We start from the raw sequence: 26,051 nt of genomic DNA, 5'->3' as shown, positions 1-26,051 counted from the left end.
GCCGGCGCACGATGCCCCGGCGGCTTGCCAACCTCATCCGCGCTCAGCGCGCCGCTTCGAACAACACCTTCGCCAACCGGTTGTGCCGCTCGATCACGGGCCCGAGATCGAGCGTCGTCAGCCGGCCTTCCCGCACTACCACCTTCCCGCCGATCACGCTGTACGCCACCTGCGACGGCGCGCAAAACACGAGCGCCGCGACCGGGTCGTGCAGCGCGCCCGCAAAGAGCGGCTGCCGCAAGTCGAAGGCGGCGAAATCGGCCGCCATGCCCGGCGCCAGCGCGCCGATGTCGTCGCGATTGAGCACCGTCGCACCGCCGAGCGTCGCGATCTCGAGCGCCTCGCGGGCCGTCATCGCATCCGGCCCGAAGCCGACGCGCTGCAACAGCAACGCCTGCCGCACCTCGGCGACCATCTGCGCGCCGTCGTTGGACGCCGAGCCGTCGACGCCCAGCCCCACCGGCACGCCCGCCAGCCGCATCTTGCGCACGGGCGCGATGCCGGAGGCGAGCCGCATGTTCGAGCACGGACAGTGCGCAACGCCCGTGCCGGTGCGCGCGAACAGCGCGATGCCCGGCTCGTCGAGCTGCACGCAGTGCGCATGCCACACGTCGCGCCCGACCCAGCCCAAATCCTCCGCATACTCGGCGGGCGTCATGCCGAACTTCTCGCGGCTGTAGGCGATGTCGCTGACGTTCTCCGCCAGATGCGTGTGCAGCGACACGCCGTACTGCCGCGCCAGCGCCGCCGACTCGCGCATCAACTCGCGGCTCACCGAGAACGGCGAGCATGGCGCGACCACGACGCGCAGCATCGCGTAGCGTCCATCGTCGTGATACGTCTCGATCAGGCGCTGCGTGTCCTTCAGGATGTCGGCCTCGCGCTCGACCACCGCATCCGGCGGCAGGCCGCCATCTTTCTGTCCGACGCTCATGCTGCCGCGGCTTGCATGAAAGCGCATGCCGATGCGCCGCGCCGCCGCGATGCTGTCGTCGAGCCGGCTGCCGTTCGGGTAGATGTAGAGATGGTCGCTCGACGTCGTGCAGCCCGAGAGCAGCAGCTCGGCCATCGCGGTCAGCGTCGAGACTTCGATCATCTCCGGCGTCAGGTTCGCCCAGACCCGGTACAAACTCGTCAGCCAGCCGAACAACTCGGCGTCCTGCGCGGCGGGAATCGCGCGCGTCAGGCTTTGATACATGTGGTGATGCGTATTGACGAGCCCGGGGATCACCAGGTGCCCGCGCAGGTCCAGCACTTCGTCGGCCGTCTGCGGCAGCTCGGCCGTTGGGCCCACCGCGACGATCCGGTTGTCCTCGATGTAAAGGCCCGCGTCGCTCAATTCGCGCCGCGCGCCGTCCATCGTCACGAGCACGTCGGCGTGCCTGACGAGCATCGTCTTGCCGCGCGGCTCGCCGGCCGCGCCCTGGCGGCCCGCCTGAGCCGCGGCTCCGTTTTGCTGCTCCATCGTCATTCGTGTCTCCGCTTGAAACTTGCCGCTATGGCGGTAAGCAAAGGCGTCCGAACGCGATTTGCGGGGCACGCCGCCGTGCCCTCGCGTTCGTTCGAACGCACTGGCCCGGTTACCCAGCGTGCTGCGCCGTCTTCGGGATACGCAGCCGCGCTGCCGCTGCACATGTAGCTAAGATCCAGGGCCAAAATAGCGCTGACAACGTGTGCCGCCGCGATACTCGCCTTCACTGTCTCGATATATTCAGCGAATTTTGGCGTGGATAGGATCGGAAACAGGGCGGCATGGCGTACCGGAAATCCGCCGAAGCCGCTCGGCGATACCGCGCCGCGCCTTGCCCGGCAAGGCTTCGGGCTTACTCTCATGCGCCGTCTATTATCTTTCTTATCGCTCTCGCACACGCCGACACAAATTTCTACAATGGCCTCCACGGCGCTCGCTTCAACTCGCCGACGGGTATGTAGCCACTGACGTGGAGCCTCGATCCGCCGCACATGTATTGGATCGGGCCGCCGCCGAAACCTCGCATTCATCACAAGGAAAATTGCGAATGGGAAAGCTGACTACCCACGTGCTCGACACTTCGCACGGCCGCCCCGGCGCCGGCATCAAGATCGAACTCTTCGCGCTTGACGGCGACGCGCGCCGCGCGCTCAAGACCGTCACCACCAACGGCGACGGCCGCTGCGACGCGCCGCTGCTCGAAGGCGCCACGCTCGTCGCGGGCGAGTACGAGCTGGTGTTCCACGCGGGCGACTACTTCGCTGCGGCCGGCGTGAAGGTGCCCGAGCCGCGCTTCGTCGACCGCGTCGTGCTGCGCTTCGGCATCGCCGACGCCGCCGCCCACTATCACGTGCCGCTCCTGGTTTCGCCGTGGGCGTACAGCACGTATCGCGGCAGCTGACGCAGAGCAGCTGCTCTCAGTACAAAAATCAGGAGTTTGGAGGCATTACATGGAAGGCTTCATCACCGACGGCCTGAATCTCGTGATTCGCTGGCTGCACGTCGTCGCCGCGATCGCGTGGATCGGCGAGTCGTTCTACTTCGTCGCGCTCGACAACAGTCTGAAACCGCCGGCCGACGCGAACCTGCGCAAGCGCGGCGTGTTCGGCGAGCTGTGGCACGTCCACGGCGGCGGTTTCTACAACATGCAGAAGTACACGGTCGCGCCGCCCGAGATGCCGGAAGACCTGCACTGGTCGAAGTGGCCGTCGTACACCACCTGGATGTCCGGCTTCGGCCTCTTCACGGTGCTCTACCTGTTCGCGCCGAACACCTACCTCATCGACAAGAACGTGCTCGACATGGGCCCCGTCGTCGCGATCTTCTCGGCGCTCGGCTTCCTTCTTGCGGGCTGGATCGTCTATGACTCGCTGTGCCGCATGCTGGCGGGCAAGGACAACGTGCTCGGCGTCTGCGTCGCCGCTTACGTGCTGATCGCCGCCTGGCTCGCGTGCCATATCTTCGCGGGGCGCGCCGCGTTCCTGATCGTCGGCGCGATGATGGCGACGATCATGTCGGCGAACGTGTTCTTCGTGATCATCCCCGGCCAGCGCAAGATGGTCGACAAGATGCTCAAGGGCGAGGAGCCTAACCCGATCTACGGCAAGCGCGGCAAGCAGCGCTCGGTGCACAACACCTACTTCACGCTGCCCGTGGTGTTCGCGATGCTGTCGAACCACTATGCGATGACCTACACGCATCCGTACAACTGGGCCATCCTCGCGCTGATCATGGGCGCCGGTGCGATGATCCGCCAGTTCTTCGTGATGCGCCATCGCGGCCAGGTGCTCTGGTACCTGCCGGCGGGCAGCGTTGCACTGATGGCCGGCGCGCTCGTGTGGATGCTGCCCAAGCCGATCACGCCGGAAGCGCAGGCCGCCAATGCGCCGGTCGTCAAGGTCGCCGACATCGCGCCCGTGCTGCAGCAGCGTTGCGTGGCCTGCCACTCGGCGCACCCGACGCTGATGGGCGCAGCGCCCGCGGGCGTGCTGCTCGACACGCCCGACGAGATCTCGAAGAACGCGCAGCGCATCTATCAGCAGGCCGTAACGCTGAAGGCGATGCCGCTTGGCAATGTCACGCACATGACCGATGACGAGCGCATGAAGATAGCGGCTTGGTTCCAGGAGGGAGCAAAGCAGTAGGCTTCTTGTCTTTGGCAGTGCCGCCGGGGGATGCTGCCGGTCCCCCTGGCTGATCCGATCGTGCAAGGCCCGCTCGCGTAGCGGGCCTTTTCATTTGCTCCGCGTCGCGGTGAGCTGATTTAAGGGCTGATTGAGCCAATTTGAGCTAATGCGCCTCACCATGCCAAAGGAAGGACAAGGCTCGAGACTAGGCTGAATGCCGACGGTGTCCGAAGACGCCGGCGAGCTAGTGATGGCGCTGCACGTGGGCCCGTGCAGCTATCCGATGAAAAGCATTGAAGTACAGACGCTGGCCGAAGCGATCCGCAAAGCGGCGAACGGCCAACGGGTGATCACCGACGACATAACGGCGGTCGGCGCACTGCAGTTGACCACAGCGCCGCCCAATCGCCCGGCGACCTCAAACGGCCACCGCGCTGAGCGCCTCCTCGGTCAGCCAGAGCGATTCAACCAGATCCTGCTCGTTGAGATTGAGCCCCTCGCCGCCGCGATCGACGACGATGAAATCGCTCACCTCGCTGAGCGCGATCAGCGGATGGTGCCAGACGCCCTTCGCGTAGTTCACGCCCTGCCAGCCGCTCGTCACGAACGCGCGGATCCTCGCCGGATCGAGCTCGCCGGCCGGCGCCACGACGACCAGATACGGCTTGTCGTTCAACGGCACGAAGGCCTGGCTGCCGAGCGGATGCCGCTCGAGCATCCTGACCTCGAACGGCAACGTGCGCGGCTGGCCACGGAACAAGTTCACGAGCGGCCTGCCGCCCTCGTCGGCGACATCGACCTTCGCGAGATCGTGATAGCGGATCGTCGTGCCCAGGTTGATCGGAATCTGCTTCGCGCCCTCCAGCTCGACGACATCGCCGAAGGGCGCGAAGGCCTCGCGCGTGAGCGGTTCGATTGCGAGCGCTTTCATGGCCGCCTCAATCCAGCGTGCCCCACAGACGCAGGCGCGAAACGCCGCCGTCCGGGATGATGTTGAAGCGCACGTGCGTGACCGGGCCGAGCGCGGCGACTTCCGTTTCGAAGTAGTGCTGCTTGTCCATCTGCAGCTTCTGCTCGCCAAGCAGAACCGGCCAGAACATCGCCTGCGTAATGAGCGAGCTGTCGGTGCCGCCTTGCACGTAGGCGGCCTGAATCGAGCAGCGATCCGGGAAGTTGCCCTTGAAGAACGCGGTGTCGACTTCGATCTTCTTGATGGTGCCCGGCTGCGCGAGCGCGATGATCGCCCAGTCGTTGCCCGGCTCGCGCCGGCGGCGGGTTTCCCAGCCGTCACCCATGTTCACGCCGCGGCCCGGCATCAGGAGGTTCGAAGCCATGCCGAAGTGCTGGTTGTTCGCGGCGACCACATAAGCGCCGTTCTCCATCGCGGCCAGATCGAACAGTTCGCTGCGGCTCGCGCCTGCCCAGTCCATCTGCGGCTGGCCGTAGACGCGCAGGCGCGCGATGCCGCCGTCCGGATAGATGTTCACGCGCAGGTGCGTATAGGCGAGCGCATCGCTCACTTCGACGTAGTGGTGGCTGTTGCCTTGCAGCGTCGTCGACGTGACGATCTCGGTCCACTGCGTCGACGCGCTCGGCGCGCCCTCCACCACGCGCGCCGCCTCGACGGACGCAGCCGGCGGGAAGTTGCCGGTGAAGTGGCTCGTATCGATGTCGAGGCCCTTGATGACGCCCGGGCGCGCGAGCTTCACGATGCACCAGTCGTAGCCGGTCGTACGCTTGCGGCGCGTTTCCCAGCCGTCCATCCACTTGCCGTGATCGTCGTACTTGCCCGGGATGAACACGGCCGGCTCGGGGTTCAGCATGCGGTCTTTCGGCGCGAAGAAATCGTCGCTCGCTTCGAGCGCCTGCGCCCCGAGGCGCGGGTCCGCGAGGTTCACGTAGCGGCGCGTGAATTCGGGGGCGTTGGGGTCGAGAGTCGGGAGAGCCATTGTTGTCGTCCTTCCAGTCTGTTTATGCTTGAGGAAACACTTGCGTGTTGCGAATGCTTGGCGGCCGGCGCGCTGAACGTGCCGGCCGCAAGGGAGATTTACGTTGACGCGCCCGCCAGATCGTCGAGCCGGAAACGCGCGATGCGGTAGATCTGATCGAGGCTCGCGCGCAACTCGTCGGCGCGGCTGTGGTTCACGCGCGCCTCGAAGTTGGCGATGATGCCGTGGCGGTCGTAGCCGCGCACCGCGAGAATGAACGGGAAACCGAACTTCTCGCGATACGCGCGGTTCAAGCCCTGCAGCTTGTCGAACTCGTCCTGCGTGCATTGGGACAGACCCGCGCCGCTTTGCTCGCGCGTCGACTCCTCGGTCAGCTCGCCGCGCACGGCCGCCTTGCCCGCGAGCTCCGGGTGAGCGTTGATGAGCGCGAGTTGCCTCGCCTCACCCGCCGCCTCGACGATGCCCGACATCGTCTTGTGCAAAGCCTCGACGCTCGCGAACGGCCGCTTGCCCGCCGCCTCGGCGGCCACCCACGGCGAGTGCTCGAAGATGCCCGAGAGCGCCGCCGTGAAAGCGTCGGCCGACATCGTGTTCAGTTGTTCCAAGGTGTATCGCATCGCTTTCATGCGGTCGCCCCGCGGCTCGTCTGGGATGGGTAAGGATGATGCTCGCGCCAGTGCCTGGCGATGTCGACGCGCCGGGCGACCCACACGCGCTCGTGCTGCTCGATGTGATCGAGAAAGCGCTGCAGCGCGCGGAACCGGCCAGGACGGCCGAGCAGCCGGCAATGCATGCCGATCGAGAGCATCTTCGGCGCTTCGTCGCCTTCTTCGTAGAGCACGTCGAACGCGTCGCGCAGATAGGTGAAGAAGTGGTCCGCTGTGTTGAAGCCTTGCGGCGACGCGAAGCGCATGTCGTTGGTGTCGAGCGTATATGGCACGATCAGTTGCGGCGTGCGCTCGCCGCCCGTCACTTCGACGTCCATCCAGAACGGCAGGTCGTCGCCATAGTAGTCGGAGTCGTACAGGAAGCCGCCGTATTCCGCGACGAGCCGGTGCGTGTTCGGGCTGTCGCGCCCGGTGTACCAGCCGAGCGGCCGCACGCCTGTCACACGCTCGATCGCCTCCATGCCTTCGCGCATCAGCTCGGCTTCGCGCTCGGGAGACATGTCCTGGTAGTGAATCCAGCGATGGCCGTGGCAGGCGATCTCGTGGCCCAGCTCGACGAACGCGCGGCTCAGCTCCGGATGCCGCTCCATCGCCATGCCGACGCCGAACACCGTGAACGGCAGGCCGCGTTTCTCGAACTCGCGCAGGATGCGCCAGACGCCTGCGCGCGAGCCGTATTCGTAGATCGACTCCATGCTCATGTGCCGCGCCGGGTAGGCGGCAGCGCCGACAATCTCGGAGAGGAACTGCTCGGAAGCGGGATCGCCGTGCAGCACGCAGTTTTCGCCGCCCTCTTCGTAGTTGAGAACGAACTGGACGGCGACGCGGGCGCGGCCGGGCCAGTTGGCCTGTACCGGATGGCGGCCGTAGCCGATCAGGTCGCGCGGATAGTTGGGATCGAGTGACATGGTTGGGCAATGCCTTAGTGCGCGTGATTGCACGGAACGAAAGACGCGGGCAAATCCAGGGCCGTGAAAAAAGGCTCGGGGACTCGGACGCCTCGAAAGCCTGCGGAAATCCGGGCGTTTTCGAGACGGCAGCAGGATGGGGCCAGTGTAGCCAAAACGCCCGGGTGCGCCCATACACCCGGACGGATAGTGCGAGTCAGACGGAATGTATATGCGGCAGCGCAGCAGCCTCGCCGGTCGCGGCGGAGGGCGGGTTTTCCCCATTTTTGGCGCTGTCGCGCCCGTGACCAGGCGCGCGATCGCGGGCGCCGGCAACGCCGCTCAGCGGCCCGGTAGCTCGACGCAGCCCGACAAAAGCGCTCCGGCGAAATCGGCGTCGCTCATACCGTACTTGGAGCACGTTTTCATACAGTTCCGCAAACCAACCGGATCTCCATTTGCCGACATTAGTCCGGCATCGTCACTCGAAGATGATTTGTCAGCGCAACCTGTAACGAATCGGTTTGGTTTCGGGCCCGACTCGTCATTCGCGAATGGGCCATGTTACCGAAAAACAAAAAGGTTAATAAAAACAAAACTGAAATTGCGCAAGACACAAAGAAGGCGCTTGCCGAAGCCTAGCCACATCTCACCGGTGAATCAATGGGTAATTGTTCGAGTATAAAAAATGCCTTCATTTTTCTCCCCCGCCTTGCAGTTGCACGTGATGCAAACTATATAAATATCATAATCCTCTTTTGCTACGCCGTCGGTGCGGCATGCCGTGGGTGCATCATCAATTCAGCATAATCGCCTGACTGAGAATCGCTAACGGAATGATCTTTCGAGATTGTCGCCAGTAGATGAAGCCGGCAGCGATTTTCATGAAGGCATGGCGCATGGCAGCGAGGCGTTCGAACCGGACGAGCGGCCGCCTGAAGGCGTGGATTGCCAGAAGAGGCGGGATGGCCTCATGGAGAACGAATCGATGACCATACGGGACCAGCCGATGAGCTCCGCTGCCCGAAACTTCGCCAGTAGTACTTCGTGCAATCGATTCAAGAGGAACGCAGCATGAAAGATGGCACGTCTTTCCCATGGCGCCTTTCCGGCATCGTCAGGCGGCGGATTGCTTGCTCCCCGCACGTGCCATCCCCGCCCGCTCACCCCGACAGCCTGCAGTTCTCCCCCGCCTCCCCATATGGAAATTCGTCCGGCCCGAGCGCCGCGCTGCCGTCTATCTCGCGCGTGCACGATCGCGCTGTCCGGCAGAAACTGCGACACGCGGCGTTGTGCCGAAAGCTGACGCTTATCGCGTGCCTCGCCGCGATGACCGGCCCCATCGCCTGCTTCGCGGCGGAAGCCGGCGTGAACGACGACGAAATCCGCCTCGGCATGGTCAATGCGCAGACCGGCGCCGCGTCAGGTCTGGGACGTGCCATACGCGCGGGCGCCGAAGCCGTATTCGACGACGCGAACGCGCACGGCGGCGTGCACGGCAGGAAGATCGACCTGCTCGTCGCCGACGATCAGTACGAGCCCGACAAGACCATCGATGCCACGCTCGAGATGATCGAACAGCACCAGGTGTTCGCGTTATTCGGTTATGTCGGCACGCCGACGACCACGGCGGTGCTGCCGATCATCAAGGACGCCCAGATACCGCTCGTCGGCGCATTTACCGGGGCGATGTCGTTGCGCAAACCGGTCATTCCCGAAGTCTTTAACATTCGCGCCAGCTATGAAGACGAGACGCGAACGCTGGTCGATCATTTCATCGCGCGCGATGGCGCCAAACGCTTCGCCGTGTTCTACCAGGACGATGGTTTCGGGCTGGCGGTGCTGGCAGGAACGCGATTGGCGCTTCAGCGTCATGGCCTGGACGTCGTTGCGACCGGCACCTTCCGCCGCGGGACAACAGCGGTCGAAACAGGTCTCGTGTCAGTGATGGAGGGCCGGCCAGACGTCGTCATCATGGTCGGCCCGTACACACCGATCGCTGCCTTCATCCGCGCAGCACACCACGAAGGCCTCAAGGCCCGGCTCGCCACCGTTTCCTTCGTCGGCACCGACGACCTGCTGCGCCTCGTGGGCACCGACGGCGACGGCACGCTGATTTCCCAGGTGGTGCCGCTCCCGCGAAACGACTATGACGTGACGCAGGACTGCAAAAGGCTGATCTCGGGCCGCTTCCCTGGGGAAAGCGTCGGCGTAGTGGACCTCGAGGGCTGCATTTACGCGAAGGTCATGTTGATCGGGCTGGAACGCGCCGGCCCGTCCCCGACCCGGGCGGCATTGCTGCGAGCGCTCGAATCGATCAAGCATCTCGACCTCGGCGGTGTGGTGATCGACCTGGGCGCAGACAATCATCAAGCGTTGAACTCGGTTTTTCTCACCGAAATCGCGCACGGCCGGGTTGCGCCACTGGACGAGCCGCCGAAATAAAACATCCGAATGGCCTCGCGCGGGCCATCCACATCCGGGGAGCTGCATGGACATCAAGGCCAAGCTTGTCGCCAGCACGAGCGTGATGCTGCTGGGCGTCCTGGCGATATCGGCGACCAGTCTACTCGCCGTGCGCGGCATTGCATCCGGCGTGCGCACGTTGACGACCGAATCGCTGCCGTTGCAGATGCGCAGCAACGAACTCCAGCGCGCCTATGTCGATCTCGCTCTGGATTTCAGCCGGCTCGAGCAGGCGCAAAGCGTGTCTCAGCAGCAACAAGCGACGTCGGCGATCGAAGCGCAATTGCAACGGATCGCGGCCACGACGGCAGCCGTGCGCGCGATCGACAAGCGCAGCGTCGAGGAGCCGTCCGCCGAACTGCGGGTGATGCTCAAGTCGATGAACCAAGGCGTCAGTCAGCGTCTGCGGGACAACGCGATACTCGATACCGAAAGCAAACTGATTGCCGACGTCCAGGAAACGGGCTCCGACTTGCTGACCACCATCGGCAAAAAAACCGGACGGCTCGACCATGAGGCGGTGGCAGCCGTGACCTCCGCGCAAGCAGCCAACACCGCCTTCAACAAGACGATTCACGCGGTGGACAATATCCGTGCGGACGTCAAGGACATCATCATCATCGTCGCGGAAGTCGACGTCGCGCCGACGCGATATCGGCTCGCCCCGCAGAAGGAACGGCTGAGGGCCGCAATCGACCACGCACGCAATGCGATGATGATCGCGAAAACGGACGGAGATTCCGCCGCGACCCGCGATGTCGCGGACAGGCTCGCGCAACTGGCGACGGACATGCTCGACGGCAACGACGGCCTGGTCGCGCTGCGCAGCAGGATGTTCGCGGAGCCGTTTGCCGCGGCGCCCTATCAGGCGAAACGGGCGGCGGTCTCGACGTCGCTCCAGACGCTGGACACCATGCTGGCGGAGATAGAGGACCCGTTTGCGCTGCGAATCGTCAGGGCACAGCAAAGACTCAACGAAGCGGCTGCCTTCCAGCAGCGGGCAGCCCAGATCAGGTACCTTTCGGCGGTCGTCAAGGGCAGTATCGAGGAGTTGACGGCCAACTTTCGTCTGGTCACGGAAAGCACGAGCGAGGAACAGCTCAAGCGCGTCGACGACGAGATGCAGATCGATCTCGGCGAACTCGCCGAGTCGGCGAACGCGCTGCGGGCGGCGCTCGTGGCCAGCGGGCAAGGCGAACTGAACCGCACGCACGACGTGGTCCCGTTGACCGTCATACTGGCGGATTCCGCGCGCCGCATCCTGGCCGCGAAATGGCATTCGCTGTCCAATGACGCTGCCATGACGCGCATCGTCTCGGATATCAACGCCACCGCGAGCCGCCTCGTGGCCTACGGCGACCGGCAGGTTGAACGTGTCAACCTGCAGCAGAACAGCATCGTCTCGCAGGTGTACCGCGCGATGACGGGCGCGGTCGCCATGATCGCCGCCGTGTCATTTTTGCTCGCGGTCGGCGGTTTCGTGATCAGCCACCGGATTGGGACGTCCATCTCCCGCCCGCTGTCGAATCTGACTCGCACGATGGGCCGCATTCGCAGCGGCAGCGACCTGTCCCTGCGCGTGCATCACAAAGGCAACGACGAAGTCGCAGCCCTGATCGACGGCTTCAATGCGATGCTCGACGAAATCGAGCGGCGCGACATCGAATTGCAAGCCGCGACCGAAGCGGCGGAAACCGCGAATTCGGCAAAGTCGGAATTCCTCGCCAGGATGAGTCACGAAATCCGCACGCCGATGAACGGCGTGCTCGGCATGACCGAACTGCTGCAGCGCACCCAATTGACGTCGAAGCAGCGGCACTTTGTCGATACCGTGTATCGATCCGGCGAGACGCTGTTGATCATCATCGACGACATCCTGGATTTTTCGAAGATCGAGGCCGGCAAGCTGGCGCTGGAGTGCGTCGAGTTCAACCTGTATCAGTTGCTCGACGACGTCGTCTCGCTGCTCGAGCCCAATGCGCGGCGCAAGGAACTTGCGCTGGTGCTCCGGAGGCAGGATCCGGTTCCGGAATGGGTGCGCGGCGACCCGGTCCGGCTGCGCCAGATCCTGACGAACCTGATCGGCAACGCGATCAAGTTCACCGAGCGCGGGCAGGTCGAGCTGGCCGTATCGTGTTCGGATCGCGGTCTCGTCGTGTTCGCGTTCATCGACAGCGGCATTGGCATCTCGCCGGACGTGTCCGCGCAGTTGTTCAGGCCGTTCCAGCAGGCCGACAGCTCGACCGCCCGCAAATATGGCGGAACCGGGCTGGGGCTCGTGATTTCCCGTCAACTGGCCGAGATGATGGGCGGCACGCTCACCTTCGAATCCACGCCCGGTCAGGGCTCGGTGTTCACCGTAACGGCGCGGCTCGAGCCAGTGTCCGAGGCTGTCGGCGTTGCCTCGGGCGCCGGGCAGTCGCTGGCCGGCTTGAAGGTGCTGATCGTGGACGACAGCGAGACCGATCGCAGCGTGCTCGTCGAACATGCGATCGAATGGCAGTTGCGCGTCGCCACGGCCAGCAGCGGCGACGATGCGTTGGCGCAACTACGGGCCGCCGCCGCCAGCAATCGCCCCTTCGACCTGGCCATTATCGACGTGCGGATGCCGGGCATGGACGGCATCTCGCTCGTGCAGCACATCCGGAACGACCCGTCGCTGCGTGCGCTCCGGATCATCACGCTGACCGCGTTCGAGATGACGGACAGCATCCAGGTTGCGCACGAACTGGGCATCGACGCGCGCCTGACCAAGCCGCTCCACGGTTCGGACCTGTATGCGGGCATCGCGTCGGCGATGCCCGCCATGCCGCGCCGACTACCATCGGCAACACCGGGGTCCGACGAAGCCGGGCCGGACGAAATTTCGACGCCGGACACGGTTTCGGCGCGCGTGTTGCTGGTCGAGGACAACGCGGTCAACCGGCAGATCGCGCTGGCCATGCTCGAAGACACGGGCTATCGGGCGGCTGTCGCCGAAAACGGCCGGCAGGCGCTGAAGATGATCGCGGACGACGCGTTCGACGTGGTACTGATGGACTGCCAGATGCCGTTGATGGACGGTTTCGAAGCGACACGGCTCTTGCGCCAGCACGAAGCGGAGTCACGTGCGCCGCGCTTGCCGGTCATCGCGATGACGGCCAATGCCATTAGCGGCGACAGGGAACGTTGCCTGGCCGCCGGCATGGATGACTATCTGAGCAAGCCCTTCCGTCGCGATGCGCTGCTGAGGATGCTCGCGCGCTTTTCCCGTGCAGAGGCGCCCGGATCGGCGGTCGCCGCGAACGGCGAAGCGGACGATGCGGCGAGCGCCGATCCGGACGCCAGCGCGAACGTGATCGACCAGAAGGTGCTCGACGGCTTGCGTGCGCTGCAGCGGCCCGGCCGCCCCGACATCCTGACCAGGATCATCGATCAATTCAATCTGGATGCGCCCCGGCTGATCCGCGACATGCACGCGGCCGTCGAAGCCGCCGACGACGCCGCACTCAAGCTTGCCGCACATACGCTGAAATCGAGCAGCGCGAACGTAGGCGCACACGTTCTGTCGACCCAATGCCGGGAAATCGAGCAGTTGGCGCGCGCCGCCAACGTCGTTGGGGCTGCGGACCTGGTCGACGGTACAGACGCCGAATTCAGGCGCGTGCAGGCCGCGTTGATGGCGGAACGGGTGGAGGCAAAGGATGAGCGGCTGCAAGACGACCGCGGTGGCAATCGCGCAGTTACAGAAGCGGGAGAACAGTCGTGATCAATCGAAATTCCGATGCGCCGGTGGTCCTGATCGTCGATGACGACGCGATGACGCGCCTGCTGGTCGTGGAGACCCTCGAGCCAGAGGGTTTTCGCGTCGAGGAGACGGAGGGGCCGCAGGAAGGCATCGATGCCTTCCTGCGCCATCGCCCCGCTCTGGTGCTGCTCGACGTCGAGATGCCCGGCGGCGACGGATTCGAATGTTGCCGCCGGCTGCGCGCGTTGCCGGAAGGCCGCCTCGTGCCGATCGTCATGCTGACCGGCAACGACGATGACGAGTCGATCGCCCGGGCCTTCGATGCCGGTGCGACCGATTTCGTCTCCAAGCCGATGCGCTGGAAACTGCTCGGCTACCGGATCCGGTATCTGCTGCGGGGCGCCGCCACGCTCGAAAAGCTGGCGACCGCCCAGAGCAGTCTGACCTATGCGCAAACGCTCGCGCATCTGGGCAACTGGGAGTACCAGGCGGGACGCCCGGACGGCTACTGGTCACCGGAGCTGTACCGGATCCTGGGTCTCGACCCCGAATGCACCCCCGCTACCTTCGACCGGTTGCTGCAATCCGTTCCGGCAGACGAACAGCCGTTGCTGATCCAGTCGTTCACCAGCCTGCGCACCGAAGGCACCGCGTTCTCGCTCGAGCATCGGCTGATTCATGCCGACGGCACGGAGCACCACGTGCTGCATCAGGCGGAGTCGGACCGGGATCCGAGCCGCGCGATCGTCCTACGCGGTATCGTGCAGGACATCACGGAGCGGAAGATGCAACAGGGGCGCATCGAATACCTGGCCAACCACGACGCGTTGACCGGCCTGCCCAACCGCAACCTGCTAAGCGACCGCATGGAACAGGCGATGTTGCAGGCGCGACGGACCAGGCAGCTGGTCGCAGTCATGCTGCTCGATCTGGACCGGTTCAAGTACGTCAACGACAACTTCGGGCATTCGGTCGGCGACAGCCTGCTCCAGGCCGTCTCGGTGCGCCTCAAGGCAGCCCTGCGCGACGGCGACACAGTCGCGCGACTCGGCGGCGACGAGTTCGTCGTGATGCTGGTCAACCTGCGCGCGTCGGCGGACGCGGAAAAGATCGCGCGCCATATACTCGGGACCTTCGTCGCGCCGTTTGCGCTCGAGGGCCACGACCTGCACATGACGACGAGTGTCGGCGTCAGCGTCTATCCCGCTGACGGCGCCGACGCAGAGTCATTGCTGAAGACGGCCGACGCCGCGCTGTATTGCGCGAAGGAACGCGGGCGGAACTGCTACAGCTTCTACACGCGCGAGCTGGGCACCCGCGTGGAAGAACAGGCTGAGCTCGAAAACGCGCTGCACCAGGCCTTGGCAAACAACGAACTGGAGCTGCACTACCAGCCGAAGGTCGACCTCAAAACAGGCCAGATCAGCGGCGTCGAGGCGCTGATTCGCTGGCGGCGCCCGGGAATCGGCGTGATCCCGCCCGACCGTTTCATCCCGATTGCAGAAGAAACGGGGCTGATTCTGCCGATCGGCGAATGGGTATTGCGTGCAGCCTGTGCGCAGGCTGTCGCCTGGCATCGGGAGGGGCATCCTCCGATACCAGTCGCCGTGAATCTGTCGGCGCGTCAGTTCCGGCAACAGAATGTCGCCGACATGGTGCGCGCGACGCTCGAGGAAACCGGACTCGCCCCGGCCCGGCTCGAGCTCGAGTTGACCGAAAGCGTGCTGATGCAGGACCGCAATACGATCGCCCATACGCTGCGCGAATTGAAGGCCCTCGGCGTCATGTTATCGCTGGACGACTTCGGCACCGGTTACTCGAGCCTGTCCTACCTCAAGGATCTGCCCATCGACGTCGTCAAGATCGACAAGTCGTTCCTCAGCGACGTGACCACGAGCGCGGAAGGGGCATCGCTGACGCGCTCGATCATCGCGATGGCGGAGTCGCTTCACATGGCGACGGTCGCGGAAGGCGTGGAGACGGAAGGGCAGCTTTCGTTCCTGAACCGGCACCGTTGCCATGCAATGCAGGGCTATTACTTCAGCCATCCGGTCACGGGGCCGGAAATCGCCGAAATGCTGTCCGCCGGCACGGAACTTCCCGAGCATTGCCGGCGGCGAGAGCTATTGCACCGGACGCTGCTGCTTGTCGACGACGACCGGTCCATCCTGCAGATGCTCGGGCGGTCGTTGAACCGCGACGGCTACGAGATCCTCTGCACGACCAATCCCGACGAAGCGCTCGATCTGCTCGCGCGTCATCGCGTGGGCGTGATCGTCTCGGACTTCCGCATGCCGAGCCTGTCCGGGATCGACCTGTTGCAGAAGGTTAAGGCGCTGTACCCGGACATCGTGCGCATCCTGTTGTCCGGGTACACCGAAGTGCAGTCGATCACCGACACCATCAACGAGGGATCGGTTCAGAAGTTCCTGACCAAGCCGTGGGATGTCGCGTTGCTGCGACAGCATATCGCCGAAGCATTCCAGCGCTTCGAGCGCGGCTACGCGACGGTTCCGCCGTTGCATGACGGGAAGGACGCGGACGCCGCATGTGTCGACGTCCACCCGCCGCGCATCACCCATATCGAGGAGCCGAGACGCCGTGGACAGGCTTGAGCACGGCCGTGACGGGCGAACTACGTGAGGTACGGATAGCCCGAAGCCGTCAGCCTGAAGCCATGCGCATTGGAGACCAGATGCCCCTTCGCGCCGACCGGAATCGTCACCATGTCGTCGATATGGCCGAACTGCAATCCCGTCACGACCGGGATGCCGATCACCGAGCGCACCTGCTCGATCATCGCGTGCAGGTCGTAGCCGTTGTCGTATTCGAACGCCTGGCCGCCCGAGAAATCGCCGAGCACGAGCGCCTGCTGCTCAGCCAATATCCCGGCCAGATGCAATTGATAGATCAAACGCTCGACCCGGAACGGCTGCTCGTTGACATCCTCGATGAAGAGGATGCCGCCCTGCACGGGCGGCATGTACGGCGTGCCGACGAGCGCTGCGATCGTCGCCAGGTTGCCGCCCCAGAGCGTCCCCGACACGTCGACGGACTGCGCTTGAGGCGCCGCGGACACGAGCGTGAAGGACGGCTTCGTCACCGCGTCCCAGAAGTGATGCATCGTGAAGGCGCTCAGGTCTTGAGCGCCGAAATTGGTCGCGAACATCGGGCCGCCGAAAGTCGTCACGCCCGAGCGCGCGAGCAGCGCGAACTGGATCGCCGTGAAGTCGCTATGCCCCACCAGCACGATCGGCTGGTCGCGCAGCCGACGCTGCAATCCCTCGTAGTCGAGTCCGTGGAGGATGCGTATCGCGCCGTAGCCGCCACGCACCGCAAGCACCACGTCCGGCAGTGGCCGCGAGGCATCGACGAGGCGATTCAGGTCGGCGGCGCGCTCGCCGTCGGTGCCGCCGAAGCGCTGAAAGCGCCGGCGCGTCGCGTCAAGTCCCTTGACCTTGTGCCCTTGCGCGTGCAGCCGGGCAAGCCCGCGCTCGACGGCGGCGGGGTCCGCCGGGTATCCCGACGGAGCAATCAGTTCGATCGTACGATGAGCGACCATGGCCGTGTGCCGAGGAAACGATATTGACGATTTAGACGGGCTCCGCCGGGCCGCGTTCGCGCGCCGCGTCCGCAGCGGCGGCACGCTCGGCGCGGATCGCGCGGCGGCGGTCCGCGAAGAACGACTTGAGCGCCTGGCCGCATTCGGCTTCCAGCACGCCGCCCGTCACGGAGGTATGGTGATTGAGCTGCGGATTGGCGAACGCGTCGACGACGCTGCCGCAGGCGCCCGTCTTCGGATCACGGGCGCCGAACACCACGCGCGCGATGCGCGCATGCATGATCGCCCCGGCGCACATCAGGCAAGGCTCGAGCGTCACATAGAGCTCGCAGCCCGGCAAGCGGTAGTTCTCGAGCGCCTGGGCGGCCGCGCGCAGCGCAGCCATCTCGGCGTGGGCCGATGGATCGTGCCCGCCGATCGGATGGTTGAAGCCGGTGGCGATCACTTCCTCGCCGCGCACGAGCACGGCGCCAACCGGCACCTCGCCGGCCGCGCGCGCCTTTTCGGCGGCGGCTTGCGCGAGCGCCATGAAGCGGCGGTCGCGCTCGGAGACTTCGCGGGGAGCATCGGCCTGGCCGGGGTCCAGATCAGACGGAGGGAACAACGGATCGGCAGCGGGTTCGGCGGCGGCTGCAACGGCACACCCTGAGATCTGCGCGCCGCCGTCAGCGCACTCGCCTGACGACGGGCTCACGACGGCTCCATCACATCGCGGACTTCCGCACGCACACGCTCGGACAAGCGTTGCGCAATGCGCTCGCAATACTCGCGCGGAGCCAGCAGCGGCGCGCCGCGCAGCGACTCGAGCGCCATATCGAGCGCCAGCATCTTGGCCCGCAGCTCGCAGCGCACCGCAGGATCGCTGACGGTCTCGAGCTGCTTCTGCAAGCCGCACAGCGAGCGCAGTTGCTCGACCGCGGGCGGCACGAAGCCCGCATTCTTCAAGATCCGGTTCGCGACGCGCACTTCCTCGGGAACGAGCAGATCGTCATCGAGTTCCAGGGGCGCCCCGGCGCCGGGCAAATCGTCGAACTCGCCCCGTGCGGCGGCGGCGGAAATTCGTTGTTCGACTAACGCATCAAGCAATTTCATTTGCGATCCACTACATTGCGGCCCCCGCATTCTAGCAGGCGGGCATAAGCGGCTCCGAGCCCCTTCCTGGGAATAGGCGATATACGGGGACTTTGATCGCGCCGGCGAACCAATGGACCAACCCGTTCTATCTGTCGCAGGCAGGATTTCCCCGCTGGTGGCCGCGGCCGCGCCCATTGCCCGGCGCGGCCTGCGGCGAGCCCAGGCGGCGCGCTACTTGCCGAGCTTCACGCGCAGCTCGCGCGCGGTTTCGAGCAATCCCTCATAGCCCGAGCGCGAATGCTCGGGAAGATCGGGGTCGCCGACCAGCGCGCCGAGCGTTTCGATCAGGCTGTACAGGAGCCCTTTCGCCGCGCCCTTCGCAATGCTTCCCGACGAGATCAGCTGGTCGACATGATTGACTGCCGCGTCGAGATGTTCGAGCGGCGGTTCGTGGCCTTCAGCCGGCTTTTCCGATGGGTCGGACATGGTGTTTTCCTCGCGATGCGAGCCAGCCCCGACGGGCTGCGCTCAACTCTTTTTCTTATATACCCGCGGCGGCCGATCGTCCACCGGGCGGCGCGCCGTGTCCATTCGCCGTTGACTACGCTCAAGCGCTCGCAACAAGCACATCGCTCAACGGGCGCGATGCACGCGACGATGCCCGCCCGTCCCGCCGGGCCACCACCGCCCCGCCATCCTCGTCACCGACATGGAAACCGGCCATCGCCCCTTGCAGCTGACGCGCCTGCTCTTCGAGCGATTGCGCTGCGGCCGCCGCCTGCTCGACGAGCGCGGCGTTCTGCTGCGTGATGCCGTCCATCTGCGAGACCGCGACGTTGACCTGCTCGATGCCGGTGTTCTGCTCGGCCGCGGACGCCGCAATCTCCTGCACGATCCCGGTGACGCGCCCGATCGCGCCGCGCGTTTCGTCGATCGTAGCTCCAGTCTGCTCGACGAGTTCGGCGCCGGCGCCCACCTGATCCACGGCGTTCTGGATCAGCGCGCGGATTTCCTTCGCCGCGCTGGCGCTCTTCTGCGCAAGCATGCGCACCTCGTTCGCGACAACGGCGAAGCCGCGCCCCTCCTCGCCCGCGCGCGCGGCTTCCACAGCGGCGTTGAGCGCGAGAATGTTGGTCTGGAACGCGATCCCTTCGATCACGGCGATGATGTCGACCATCTTCTTCGATTCGCCCGAGATCGCCTGCATCGTCGACACCGCGCGCGCCGCCATCTCGCCGCCACGGTCCGCGATCTGCGCCGCGCTCGCGGCCAGCTCGCTCGCGAGGCGGGCGTTGTCGGAGGACTGACGGACCATCGACGTGATCTGCCCCATGCTCGCCGCCGTCTCTTCGAGCGACGCCGCCTGGTTCTCCGTGCGCGCCGACAAGTCCGCGTTGCCGTTGGCGATCTCGCGAGCGCCCGTCGCGACGTTGTCGGCAGCGAATTTCACCTGGCTGATCGTGTTCGTCAGCGCGTCGCGCATGTGGCGGACCGCGTGCATCAGGCTGTGGGTGTCACCCGCGCGCGTGTCGATGGCGAGCGAGAGATCGCCCGAGGCGATCGCATCGGCGATGCCGGCGGCAGTTCCGGGGTCGCCGCCGATCGCGCGCACGATGCTCCGGTTGGTGAACGCCACCAGCACGGAAAGCGCGAGCGCGAGCCCGGCGAACAGGCCGACCGCCAGATAGAGCGAACGCATGAACGCGGCGTTGATGTCGTCGACGTAGGCGCCCGTCGCGATGATCCAGTCCCACGGCGCGTAGCGCACGACATAGCCGATCTTGCCGACCGCCTCGCCCGCCGCCGACTTCGGATGCGGAAACACGTAGTCGACGAAGCCGCCCTCCGGCGCCTGCGCCGCCGCGACGAAGCTCACGTAGTGGTGGCGCCCGTCGGCGTCGGCGGTGCTGCTCAGGTCCTTGCCCTCGCTCGCCGGCTTGATCGGATGCATCACCATCCGCGGCTTGGAATCGATGACGAGGAAGTAGCCGTCCTCGCCGTAGCGCACGTTGCGCAGCCGCGCGAGCGCCTGCGCGCGCGCCTGGTCTTCGGTGAGCGCGCCGCTTTGGGCGAGCGAGGCATATTCCTGCACGATGCTCAGGCCGACGTGCGCGACATTGATCAGATCATTCTTGCGCTCCTCGATGCGCGTCTCGCGCGACAGATACGCCGCCGAGACCGACACGATCAACAGTGCGAGGAGGCTCGTCACCAAAGGCAGCCACAGTTTCTGCGTGAAGCTGAGTTTGAACATGCGGGGGTCCCGGGTACTGGCCGCCGAACGCGACCGCTTGCCTCGCTTATCGGCACAGGCGATCGAAAGTTGATAGAGGGGAACCCGTAAGCCTTACGCCAGTAAGCTCGCCAATTCAAAGCCAATTCACATTCAGCTTGATCCGGGAAATGGCGGATGGCGGCCGCTATTCGGCGCGCGGCGCCACGGAATCGAATGCCTGGTTCAAGTCATAAACGAGCAGAAACGTGCAGCCCGTGTCGCTTCTGAAGGCGCGATCGACCGTTCCCCGCTCGGCGACACCGGCCCATCCGCTCGTCAACCGCTGACCGTTCTGGATCGCTTCGCCTTCAAGGATGTAGACGAATTCCGGTCCGGTATGCAGATGGTCGGGGAAGACCGCTCCCGCGGCGAAGCGGACGAGCTGCATCGCCCGCCCATCGGCTTTGCCGAGATTCTTGACCTCGACGCCGGGTGCGAACCTCGATGGCGTCCAGGGAATTCCGGCTGAATCGCTGCGGAGGAATTGCGGCGCATTCGTCATGATCCGAGTTCTCCTTCCAGGACCCAGGCCCGCTTATGGCCCCAAAAACCTTATCAGAAACCAAAAAATCGACAATATTCATTAAATAAAACTACTCGATAGCCAATATGATGCGCGCACTGCCCATAGTTTTCCCAAAAGGCAGTGCCAAACATCCATTTCATAGTCATCATCGCCATCGGGAGCGGGTATGCGAGTCATCGTGCTGGGCAGCGGGGTTGTCGGAGTCACGAGCGCCTACTATCTTGCGCTTGCGGGCCACGAGGTCACGGTCATCGACCGTGAGGCGGGTCCGGCGCTCGAAACCAGCTTTGCCAATGCCGGGCAGATCTCGCCAGGCTACGCGGCGCCGTGGGCCGCCCCGGGGGTTCCGCTGAAGGCTGTCAAATGGATGTTCCAGAAGCACGCTCCGCTCGCGATCCGCCCCGACGACGACGACAAGCAGTTCCAGCTCCAATGGATGTGGCAGATGCTGCAGAACTGCACGGCCGAGCGCTACGCCATCAACAAGGGCCGCATGGTCCGGCTCGCGGAATACAGCCGCGACTGCCTGCAGCAGCTGCGCGCCGACACCGGCATCCAGTACGAGGGCCGCACGGGCGGCACGCTCCAGGTATTCCGCACGCAGCAGCAGCTCGACGGCGCCGCCAAGGACATCGCCGTGCTCAAAGAGGCCAACGTCCCCTACGAGCTTCTCACGCAGTCCGAACTGGCGCGGGCCGAGCCCGCCCTCGCCGCCACCTCGCACAAGCTGACGGGCGGCCTGCGCCTGCCCGGCGACGAAACCGGCGACTGCCAGCTGTTCACGACGCGCCTCGCCGCGCTGGCCGAGCAAGCGGGCGTCAGCTTCCGCTACAACACCGTCATCGACGGCCTCGTGGTCGAGGGCGGCAAGGTGGTCGGGGCGCGCCACGGCGGCAAGCTCGTGCATGCGGATGCCTTCATCGTCGCGTTCGGCTCTTACTCGACCAAGTTCCTCTCCGGCGTCGTCAAGATTCCCGTCTATCCGCTCAAGGGTTACTCGATCACGGCGCCCATCGTCAACGAGGCCGCGGCGCCGGTTTCCACCGTGCTCGACGAGACCTACAAGATCGCCATCACGCGTTTCGACCAGCGCATTCGCGTGGGCGGCATGGCGGAGATCGTCGGCTTCGACAAGCGCTTGCGGGAAGCGCGGCGCGAGACGCTCGAGATGTGCGTGAACGATCTTTTCCCGGGCGGAGGCGACACCTCTCAGGCGACGTTCTGGACCGGCCTGCGTCCGATGACGCCCGACGGCACGCCGATCGTCGGGCGCACTGCGCTGTCGAACCTCTTCCTGAACACCGGGCACGGCACGCTCGGCTGGACGATGTCGTGCGGCTCCGCTCAATTGCTGGCGGACCTCGTCTCGGGCAAGCAGCCCGCCATCCAGTTCGACGACCTGAACGTTTTCCGCTACGCCGACGAGCCGCCCGCCCCCGCGGACTTCGAGCTGAACTGAGCTACACACCGCGAGCCACGCCGCCTTTCCTTCGTCCCCAAAGGATCAACAGGATCACCATGCCCCGCCCGATCGCCGCCTATGTCCATGCCGACGCCGTCAGGCACAACCTTGATGTCATCAAGCAACGCGCGTCCCGGGCCAAGGTCTGGGCCGTCGTCAAGGCCAACGCATACGGACACGGCATCGAGCGCATCTATCCCGCCCTCGCGACCGCGGACGGCATCGCGCTGCTCGATCTCGACGAAGCCGTGCGCATTCGCGATCTCGGGTGGAAGAAGCCGATCCTCCTGCTCGAAGGCGTGTTCCAGCCCGAGGACGTCGAGACGGCGGACGCGCTCGGCTTGACGGTCGCGGTCCATTGCGACGATCAGCTCGACCTGATCGCCGCGGCCCCGCGCAGCCGCCCGATCGATATCTATTTGAAAATGAACTCCGGGATGAACCGCCTGGGCTTCGCGCCCGACACCTTCCGCGCGGCCTGGGAGCGCGCGAATGCGGCTGAATCCGTCGGCGAGATCACGCTGATGAACCATTTCGCCGCCGCCGACGAAAGCGACATCGATTGGCAGATGGACCGCTTCGAGGCGGCGACGAGCGGCATTCCGGGCCCGCGCAGCCTCTCGAACTCCGCCGCCGTGCTGTGGCACGAGCGCGCCCATCGCGACTGGGTCCGGCCGGGGATCATTCTCTACGGCGGATCGCCGTCGGGTCTGTCGCGCCATATTGCCGACGTGCCGCTGCGCGCGTCGATGAGCCTGGTCAGCGAAATCATCGGCACTCAGGCGCTGCGCGCCGCGGAAACGGTCGGCTATGGCAGGACCTTCGAAGCGGGCCATGACATGCGGATCGGCGTCGTCGCGTGCGGGTATGCGGACGGCTACCCGCGGCACGCGCCGACGGGCACGCCCATCGCAGTCGACGGCATCCCGACGCGCGTCGTGGGACGCGTGTCGATGGACATGCTGACGGTCGATCTCACGCCGTGTCCGAACGCGGGCATCGGCTCGAAGGTCGAGCTCTGGGGAGACCAAGTGAAGATCGACGACGTCGCCGCGTCGGCCGGGACGATCGGCTACGAGCTGATGTGCGCGCTGGCTCGCCGGGTGCCCGTCAAGGCCCGCTGACGGACGCGCTTTCGCGAAAGAGCCGCGCCGCGCCGAATTGCAGCGCGGAGCACAGCAACAGATAGACCAGACCGACGAACAGGAATATCTGCGCGGGGTACACCATCAGCCGGTTGTTGACCTGGTTGGCAAGAAACGTGAACTCAGGAACGCCGACGATATACGCGAGCGACGTATCCTTGACGAGCGACACCCACTGGTTCACGAACGACGGCGTCATGATCCGGACTGCCTGTGGCAGCAGCACGTGGCGCAGCGCCTGCCAGCGCGTCAGGCCCAGCGACAGCGCCGCCTGCCTCTGCCCCGCCCCGACCGCCGCGATGCCGGCGTGCACCGAATGCGACAGGTAAGCCCCCCCGACGAGCGCGAGCGCGCATACGACGGTCGCCAGCCCGGGCACGTCGACGTGCAGCAGCATCGGCATCAGGAAGAAGGTCCAGAAAACCAGCATCAGCACCGGAATGGCCCGGAAAAAGCCCACGATCGCAGTGAGCGCGAGATGCGCCGCGCCGCGCGTCATCGACAACGCAATGCCGCCCGCAAGTCCGATGACGGCGGACAGCAGCGCCGACGCCGCCGACATCACGAGGGTCAACGCCGCGCCGCCGAGCGGGCCGCTCGGAAACGTGCCGAGCAGGAGGTAACGGAGCGTGGGCAGCCACTCGGCTGCGCTCATGCCTGCCCCCGCTGCCATGAATGCGCGCTGCCGCGCTTCCAGAGCAGCAGCGCGGTTTCGATCGCGGCAATGGTCGCGATATAGAGGATGGTCGCGGCGCCGAACGCCTGAAACGTCTTGAAGGTTTCCGTATCGACCTGCCGCGACGCGTACGACAGCTCCGCCAAGCCGATCGCCATCGTCAGCGACGAGTTCTTGACGATGTTCATGCATTGCCCCGCAAGCGGCGGCGTCGCGATGCGGATCGCCTGCGGCAGGATCACGTAGCGGAACGTCGCGAGCGGCGTGAGTCCCAGCGCGGCCGCCGCTCGATACTGCGCGTCCTTGACGCCGCGTATGCCGGCGCGAAACTCTTCGCCGATGAAGGCCGTCGCATAGCACGTCAGGCCGGCCCAGCCCGCCACGAATTCGAACGACGGCCAGGCGAGCGTCGAGGCGCCCAGCGCGAACGCATGCGGCGTGTTGAGCCAGGCCATCCAGCCTTGCGGCAACAGCGTCGCCGCACCGAAGTACCAGAACAGCAGTTGCACCAGCAACGGCGAGTTACGGAACACGAGCACGTAGAGCGCCGCGGCGCGCGCGACGGCGCGGCGCCGCGCATTGCGCGCCAAGGCAAGCACGAAGCCCAGCAGCGCCGCCGCGACGATCACGCATGCCGACAGCAGCAACGTCGACAGAAAGCCATGCGCGAGCCATCCGACGTACTTCGGCGCGAGCCAATCACTCATCGATCAGCTCTTCTGCGGATCGCCGATCTTGAACAAGCGCGGCAGCGGCGCGCGGCTCGTCGGGCCGAACCACTGGTCGTAGATCTTCCCAGCGGCGCCGTTCGCTTCGAGCCCTTTGAGCGTATCGTCGACGACGCTCAAGAGACGCGTTTCGCCCTTCGGCACGCCCACGCCTTCATAGTCGTTGGAGATCGTGAACGGCGAGATTTCGTAGTTCGCCTTGTCCGGCACGTTGGCGAGCAGCGCGACGAGCTTCGGCCCGTCTTGGGTGATGGCTTGCACGTTGCCCGCGCGCAGCGCGGCGAAGGCGAACGGCGTGTCGTCGTAGGCGACGATGGCCGCATTGGGGAATTGTGCGCGGACCTGCTGCTCGTTGGTCGTGCCCTTGTCGGCGCCGATGCGCAGGCTGTTCAATTGCTGCGGCGTCTTGAGGACGCCCTTCTTGGCGATGAACTGCGTGCCCGATGCGAAGTACGGGGTGCTGAAATCGACCTCCTTCTTGCGCTCGTCGGTGATCGTGAAGTTCGCGAACACCAGATCGACCTTGCCGGACTTCAGGAACGCGATGCGGTTGGCGGGATTGGTCGGCTGGATCTCGAGCTTCACGCCGAGCTTGCCCGCGACGGCGCGCGCATAGTCGACGTCGAGTCCGACGATCTGGTTGCTCTTGGGATCGACGAAGCCGAATGGCGGATTGCTGTCGAAGGTCGCGACGCGCAGCACGCCGGCCTTCTTGATGTCGTCGAGGCGGTCGGCGTGCGCCACGCCCGATACGGTGAGCATCAACCCCGTGATGATTGCGCCGAGATGCTTGATTTTCATTTTCATGGTACGGACCTTCCGGTGGTTATACGTTCTTGCATCGCGCGCCGTACATCGCGCTTGCGATGGTGAGCCGCGACTTTAGCAACGGGTGTTCCCATGGCGAACGAATAAATCGTCAGGAGCAAAGCGGTGTGGGTCATATGTGGGCGGGGCTCGGGTTGCTAAGGATTGAGGTTTTCGCGGAAACTTTGAATTCGCGGCGGTCCGTATAGTCCGTCCCTCCCCGGGACCGGGGTCACTTTGGTCTTGCCCAAAGTAACCAAAGGCGTGTCCTGGGCGGACGGCCTCGGCCCGTTAGCACTCAGTCCTGTTGGCCGTAGCGGTCTTTGGGGTCCAGCGTCTCCGCACGACGAACCGCCGAAGCGCACGCGGCTCGTGGTCGCCCAGCTTCGAAACACATTGACGGCGTCGATTTGGCAGCGCTCCGATTTCGACCCAAAGGAGCCGGTCAAGCAGGACCTCGACATGATGATTGTCGCCAGCAAAACTGCAATGGCCGCCCCTT

The 26,051-nt window shown here is 65.2% G+C and carries 21 protein-coding genes; 7 read left to right on the top strand and 14 right to left on the bottom strand.

Going from position 1 to position 26,051, the window contains the following annotated elements:
* Positions 1-43: 43 nt before the first annotated feature.
* Positions 44-1,471 (bottom strand): 8-oxoguanine deaminase, encoded by a 1,428-nt coding sequence (locus tag FAZ69_RS17695; protein WP_136896385.1) that lies wholly within the window; start codon positions 1,469-1,471, stop codon positions 44-46.
* Between the two features lie 547 nt (positions 1,472-2,018).
* Here FAZ69_RS17695 and uraH point away from each other — a divergent pair.
* Together uraH and FAZ69_RS17685 are read left to right on the top strand one after the other, a co-directional pair.
* Entirely contained in the window at positions 2,019-2,372 is a 354-nt protein-coding gene (uraH, locus tag FAZ69_RS17690) for a hydroxyisourate hydrolase (protein WP_136896384.1), read from the top strand.
* Positions 2,373-2,421: 49 nt separating this feature from the next.
* Complete coding sequence (locus FAZ69_RS17685) at positions 2,422-3,615, top strand: urate hydroxylase PuuD (RefSeq protein WP_136896383.1); 1,194 nt, start codon at positions 2,422-2,424, stop codon at positions 3,613-3,615.
* Positions 3,616-4,015: 400 nt separating this feature from the next.
* On the opposite strand, the gene FAZ69_RS17680 is transcribed toward FAZ69_RS17685, so the two are convergent.
* The 4 genes from FAZ69_RS17680 to puuE all read right to left on the bottom strand — a co-directional run bounded on the left by FAZ69_RS17680 (position 4,016) and on the right by puuE (position 7,122).
* Entirely contained in the window at positions 4,016-4,528 is a 513-nt protein-coding gene (locus FAZ69_RS17680) for an ureidoglycolate lyase (protein ID WP_136896382.1), read from the bottom strand.
* 7 nt (positions 4,529-4,535) lie between these two features.
* Positions 4,536-5,546, bottom strand: coding sequence for an allantoicase (gene alc / locus FAZ69_RS17675; protein WP_136896381.1), 1,011 nt, complete (start codon positions 5,544-5,546; stop codon positions 4,536-4,538).
* A gap of 98 nt (positions 5,547-5,644) precedes the next feature.
* Positions 5,645-6,172: a 2-oxo-4-hydroxy-4-carboxy-5-ureidoimidazoline decarboxylase gene (gene uraD / locus FAZ69_RS17670; protein WP_136896380.1), complete on the bottom strand. Its 528-nt coding sequence runs from the start codon at positions 6,170-6,172 to the stop codon at positions 5,645-5,647.
* Positions 6,169-7,122 (bottom strand): allantoinase PuuE, encoded by a 954-nt coding sequence (gene puuE / locus FAZ69_RS17665; protein WP_136896379.1) that lies wholly within the window; start codon positions 7,120-7,122, stop codon positions 6,169-6,171. The genes uraD and puuE overlap by 4 nt, the downstream gene beginning before the upstream one ends.
* A gap of 1,053 nt (positions 7,123-8,175) precedes the next feature.
* Here puuE and FAZ69_RS17660 point away from each other — a divergent pair.
* From FAZ69_RS17660 to FAZ69_RS17650, 3 genes are read left to right on the top strand one after another with little or no spacing between them, the layout of a single operon-like run.
* On the top strand, positions 8,176-9,546 hold the full coding sequence (locus FAZ69_RS17660) for an ABC transporter substrate-binding protein (protein WP_240702305.1): 1,371 nt from the start codon (positions 8,176-8,178) through the stop codon (positions 9,544-9,546).
* A gap of 46 nt (positions 9,547-9,592) precedes the next feature.
* Complete coding sequence (locus FAZ69_RS17655) at positions 9,593-13,315, top strand: hybrid sensor histidine kinase/response regulator (RefSeq protein ID WP_136896378.1); 3,723 nt, start codon at positions 9,593-9,595, stop codon at positions 13,313-13,315.
* Positions 13,312-15,909, top strand: coding sequence for an EAL domain-containing protein (locus FAZ69_RS17650; RefSeq protein WP_136896377.1), 2,598 nt, complete (start codon positions 13,312-13,314; stop codon positions 15,907-15,909). The genes FAZ69_RS17655 and FAZ69_RS17650 overlap by 4 nt, the downstream gene beginning before the upstream one ends.
* Positions 15,910-15,929: 20 nt before the next feature.
* Here FAZ69_RS17650 and ldcA read toward each other — a convergent pair whose 3' ends face one another.
* The 6 genes from ldcA to FAZ69_RS17620 form a co-directional block, all read right to left on the bottom strand.
* Positions 15,930-16,856: a muramoyltetrapeptide carboxypeptidase gene (gene ldcA / locus FAZ69_RS17645; RefSeq protein WP_136896376.1), complete on the bottom strand. Its 927-nt coding sequence runs from the start codon at positions 16,854-16,856 to the stop codon at positions 15,930-15,932.
* 31 nt (positions 16,857-16,887) lie between these two features.
* A complete protein-coding gene (gene tadA, locus FAZ69_RS17640; protein WP_136896538.1) occupies positions 16,888-17,460 on the bottom strand; it encodes a tRNA adenosine(34) deaminase TadA in 573 nt (190 codons plus the stop codon).
* Between the two features lie 86 nt (positions 17,461-17,546).
* On the bottom strand, positions 17,547-17,948 hold the full coding sequence (locus tag FAZ69_RS17635; protein ID WP_136896375.1) for a DnaJ family domain-containing protein: 402 nt from the start codon (positions 17,946-17,948) through the stop codon (positions 17,547-17,549).
* Between the two features lie 213 nt (positions 17,949-18,161).
* A complete protein-coding gene (locus FAZ69_RS17630; protein WP_136896374.1) occupies positions 18,162-18,416 on the bottom strand; it encodes a hypothetical protein in 255 nt (84 codons plus the stop codon).
* Positions 18,417-18,537: 121 nt separating this feature from the next.
* Positions 18,538-20,184, bottom strand: a complete 1,647-nt coding sequence (locus FAZ69_RS17625; protein ID WP_136896373.1) for a methyl-accepting chemotaxis protein — start codon at positions 20,182-20,184, stop codon at positions 18,538-18,540.
* A 166-nt stretch (positions 20,185-20,350) separates the two neighbouring features.
* Positions 20,351-20,707 carry a cupin domain-containing protein gene (locus FAZ69_RS17620; RefSeq protein ID WP_136896372.1) on the bottom strand — a complete coding sequence of 119 codons (357 nt, stop codon included), beginning with the start codon at positions 20,705-20,707 and terminating at the stop codon, positions 20,351-20,353.
* A 190-nt stretch (positions 20,708-20,897) separates the two neighbouring features.
* Here FAZ69_RS17620 and FAZ69_RS17615 point away from each other — a divergent pair, with 190 nt between their 5' ends.
* Both FAZ69_RS17615 and alr read left to right on the top strand, forming a co-directional pair.
* Positions 20,898-22,190: a D-amino acid dehydrogenase gene (locus FAZ69_RS17615; RefSeq protein WP_136896371.1), complete on the top strand. Its 1,293-nt coding sequence runs from the start codon at positions 20,898-20,900 to the stop codon at positions 22,188-22,190.
* A gap of 59 nt (positions 22,191-22,249) precedes the next feature.
* Positions 22,250-23,317 (top strand): alanine racemase, encoded by a 1,068-nt coding sequence (gene alr, locus FAZ69_RS17610; protein ID WP_136896370.1) that lies wholly within the window; start codon positions 22,250-22,252, stop codon positions 23,315-23,317.
* On the opposite strand, the gene FAZ69_RS17605 is transcribed toward alr, so the two are convergent.
* Genes FAZ69_RS17605 through FAZ69_RS17595 form a run of 3 tightly spaced genes read right to left on the bottom strand, consistent with a single transcriptional unit; the run spans position 23,304 to position 25,543 of the window.
* Positions 23,304-23,993: an amino acid ABC transporter permease gene (locus FAZ69_RS17605; protein WP_136896369.1), complete on the bottom strand. Its 690-nt coding sequence runs from the start codon at positions 23,991-23,993 to the stop codon at positions 23,304-23,306. The two genes, alr and FAZ69_RS17605, sit on opposite strands and share 14 nt — an antisense overlap.
* Positions 23,990-24,721, bottom strand: coding sequence for an amino acid ABC transporter permease (locus FAZ69_RS17600; protein WP_136896368.1), 732 nt, complete (start codon positions 24,719-24,721; stop codon positions 23,990-23,992). Before FAZ69_RS17600 ends, FAZ69_RS17605 begins: the two co-directional genes overlap by 4 nt.
* A 3-nt stretch (positions 24,722-24,724) precedes the next feature.
* Entirely contained in the window at positions 24,725-25,543 is an 819-nt protein-coding gene (locus FAZ69_RS17595) for an ABC transporter substrate-binding protein (RefSeq protein WP_136896537.1), read from the bottom strand.
* Between the last annotated feature and the right edge of the window lie 508 nt (positions 25,544-26,051).

Source organism: Trinickia terrae, assembly GCF_005144415.1.
Lineage (GTDB): Bacteria > Pseudomonadota > Gammaproteobacteria > Burkholderiales > Burkholderiaceae > Trinickia_A > Trinickia_A terrae.
Note: the sequence above shows the minus strand (reverse complement) of the source record. Positions and strands in the feature narration are given on the sequence as shown.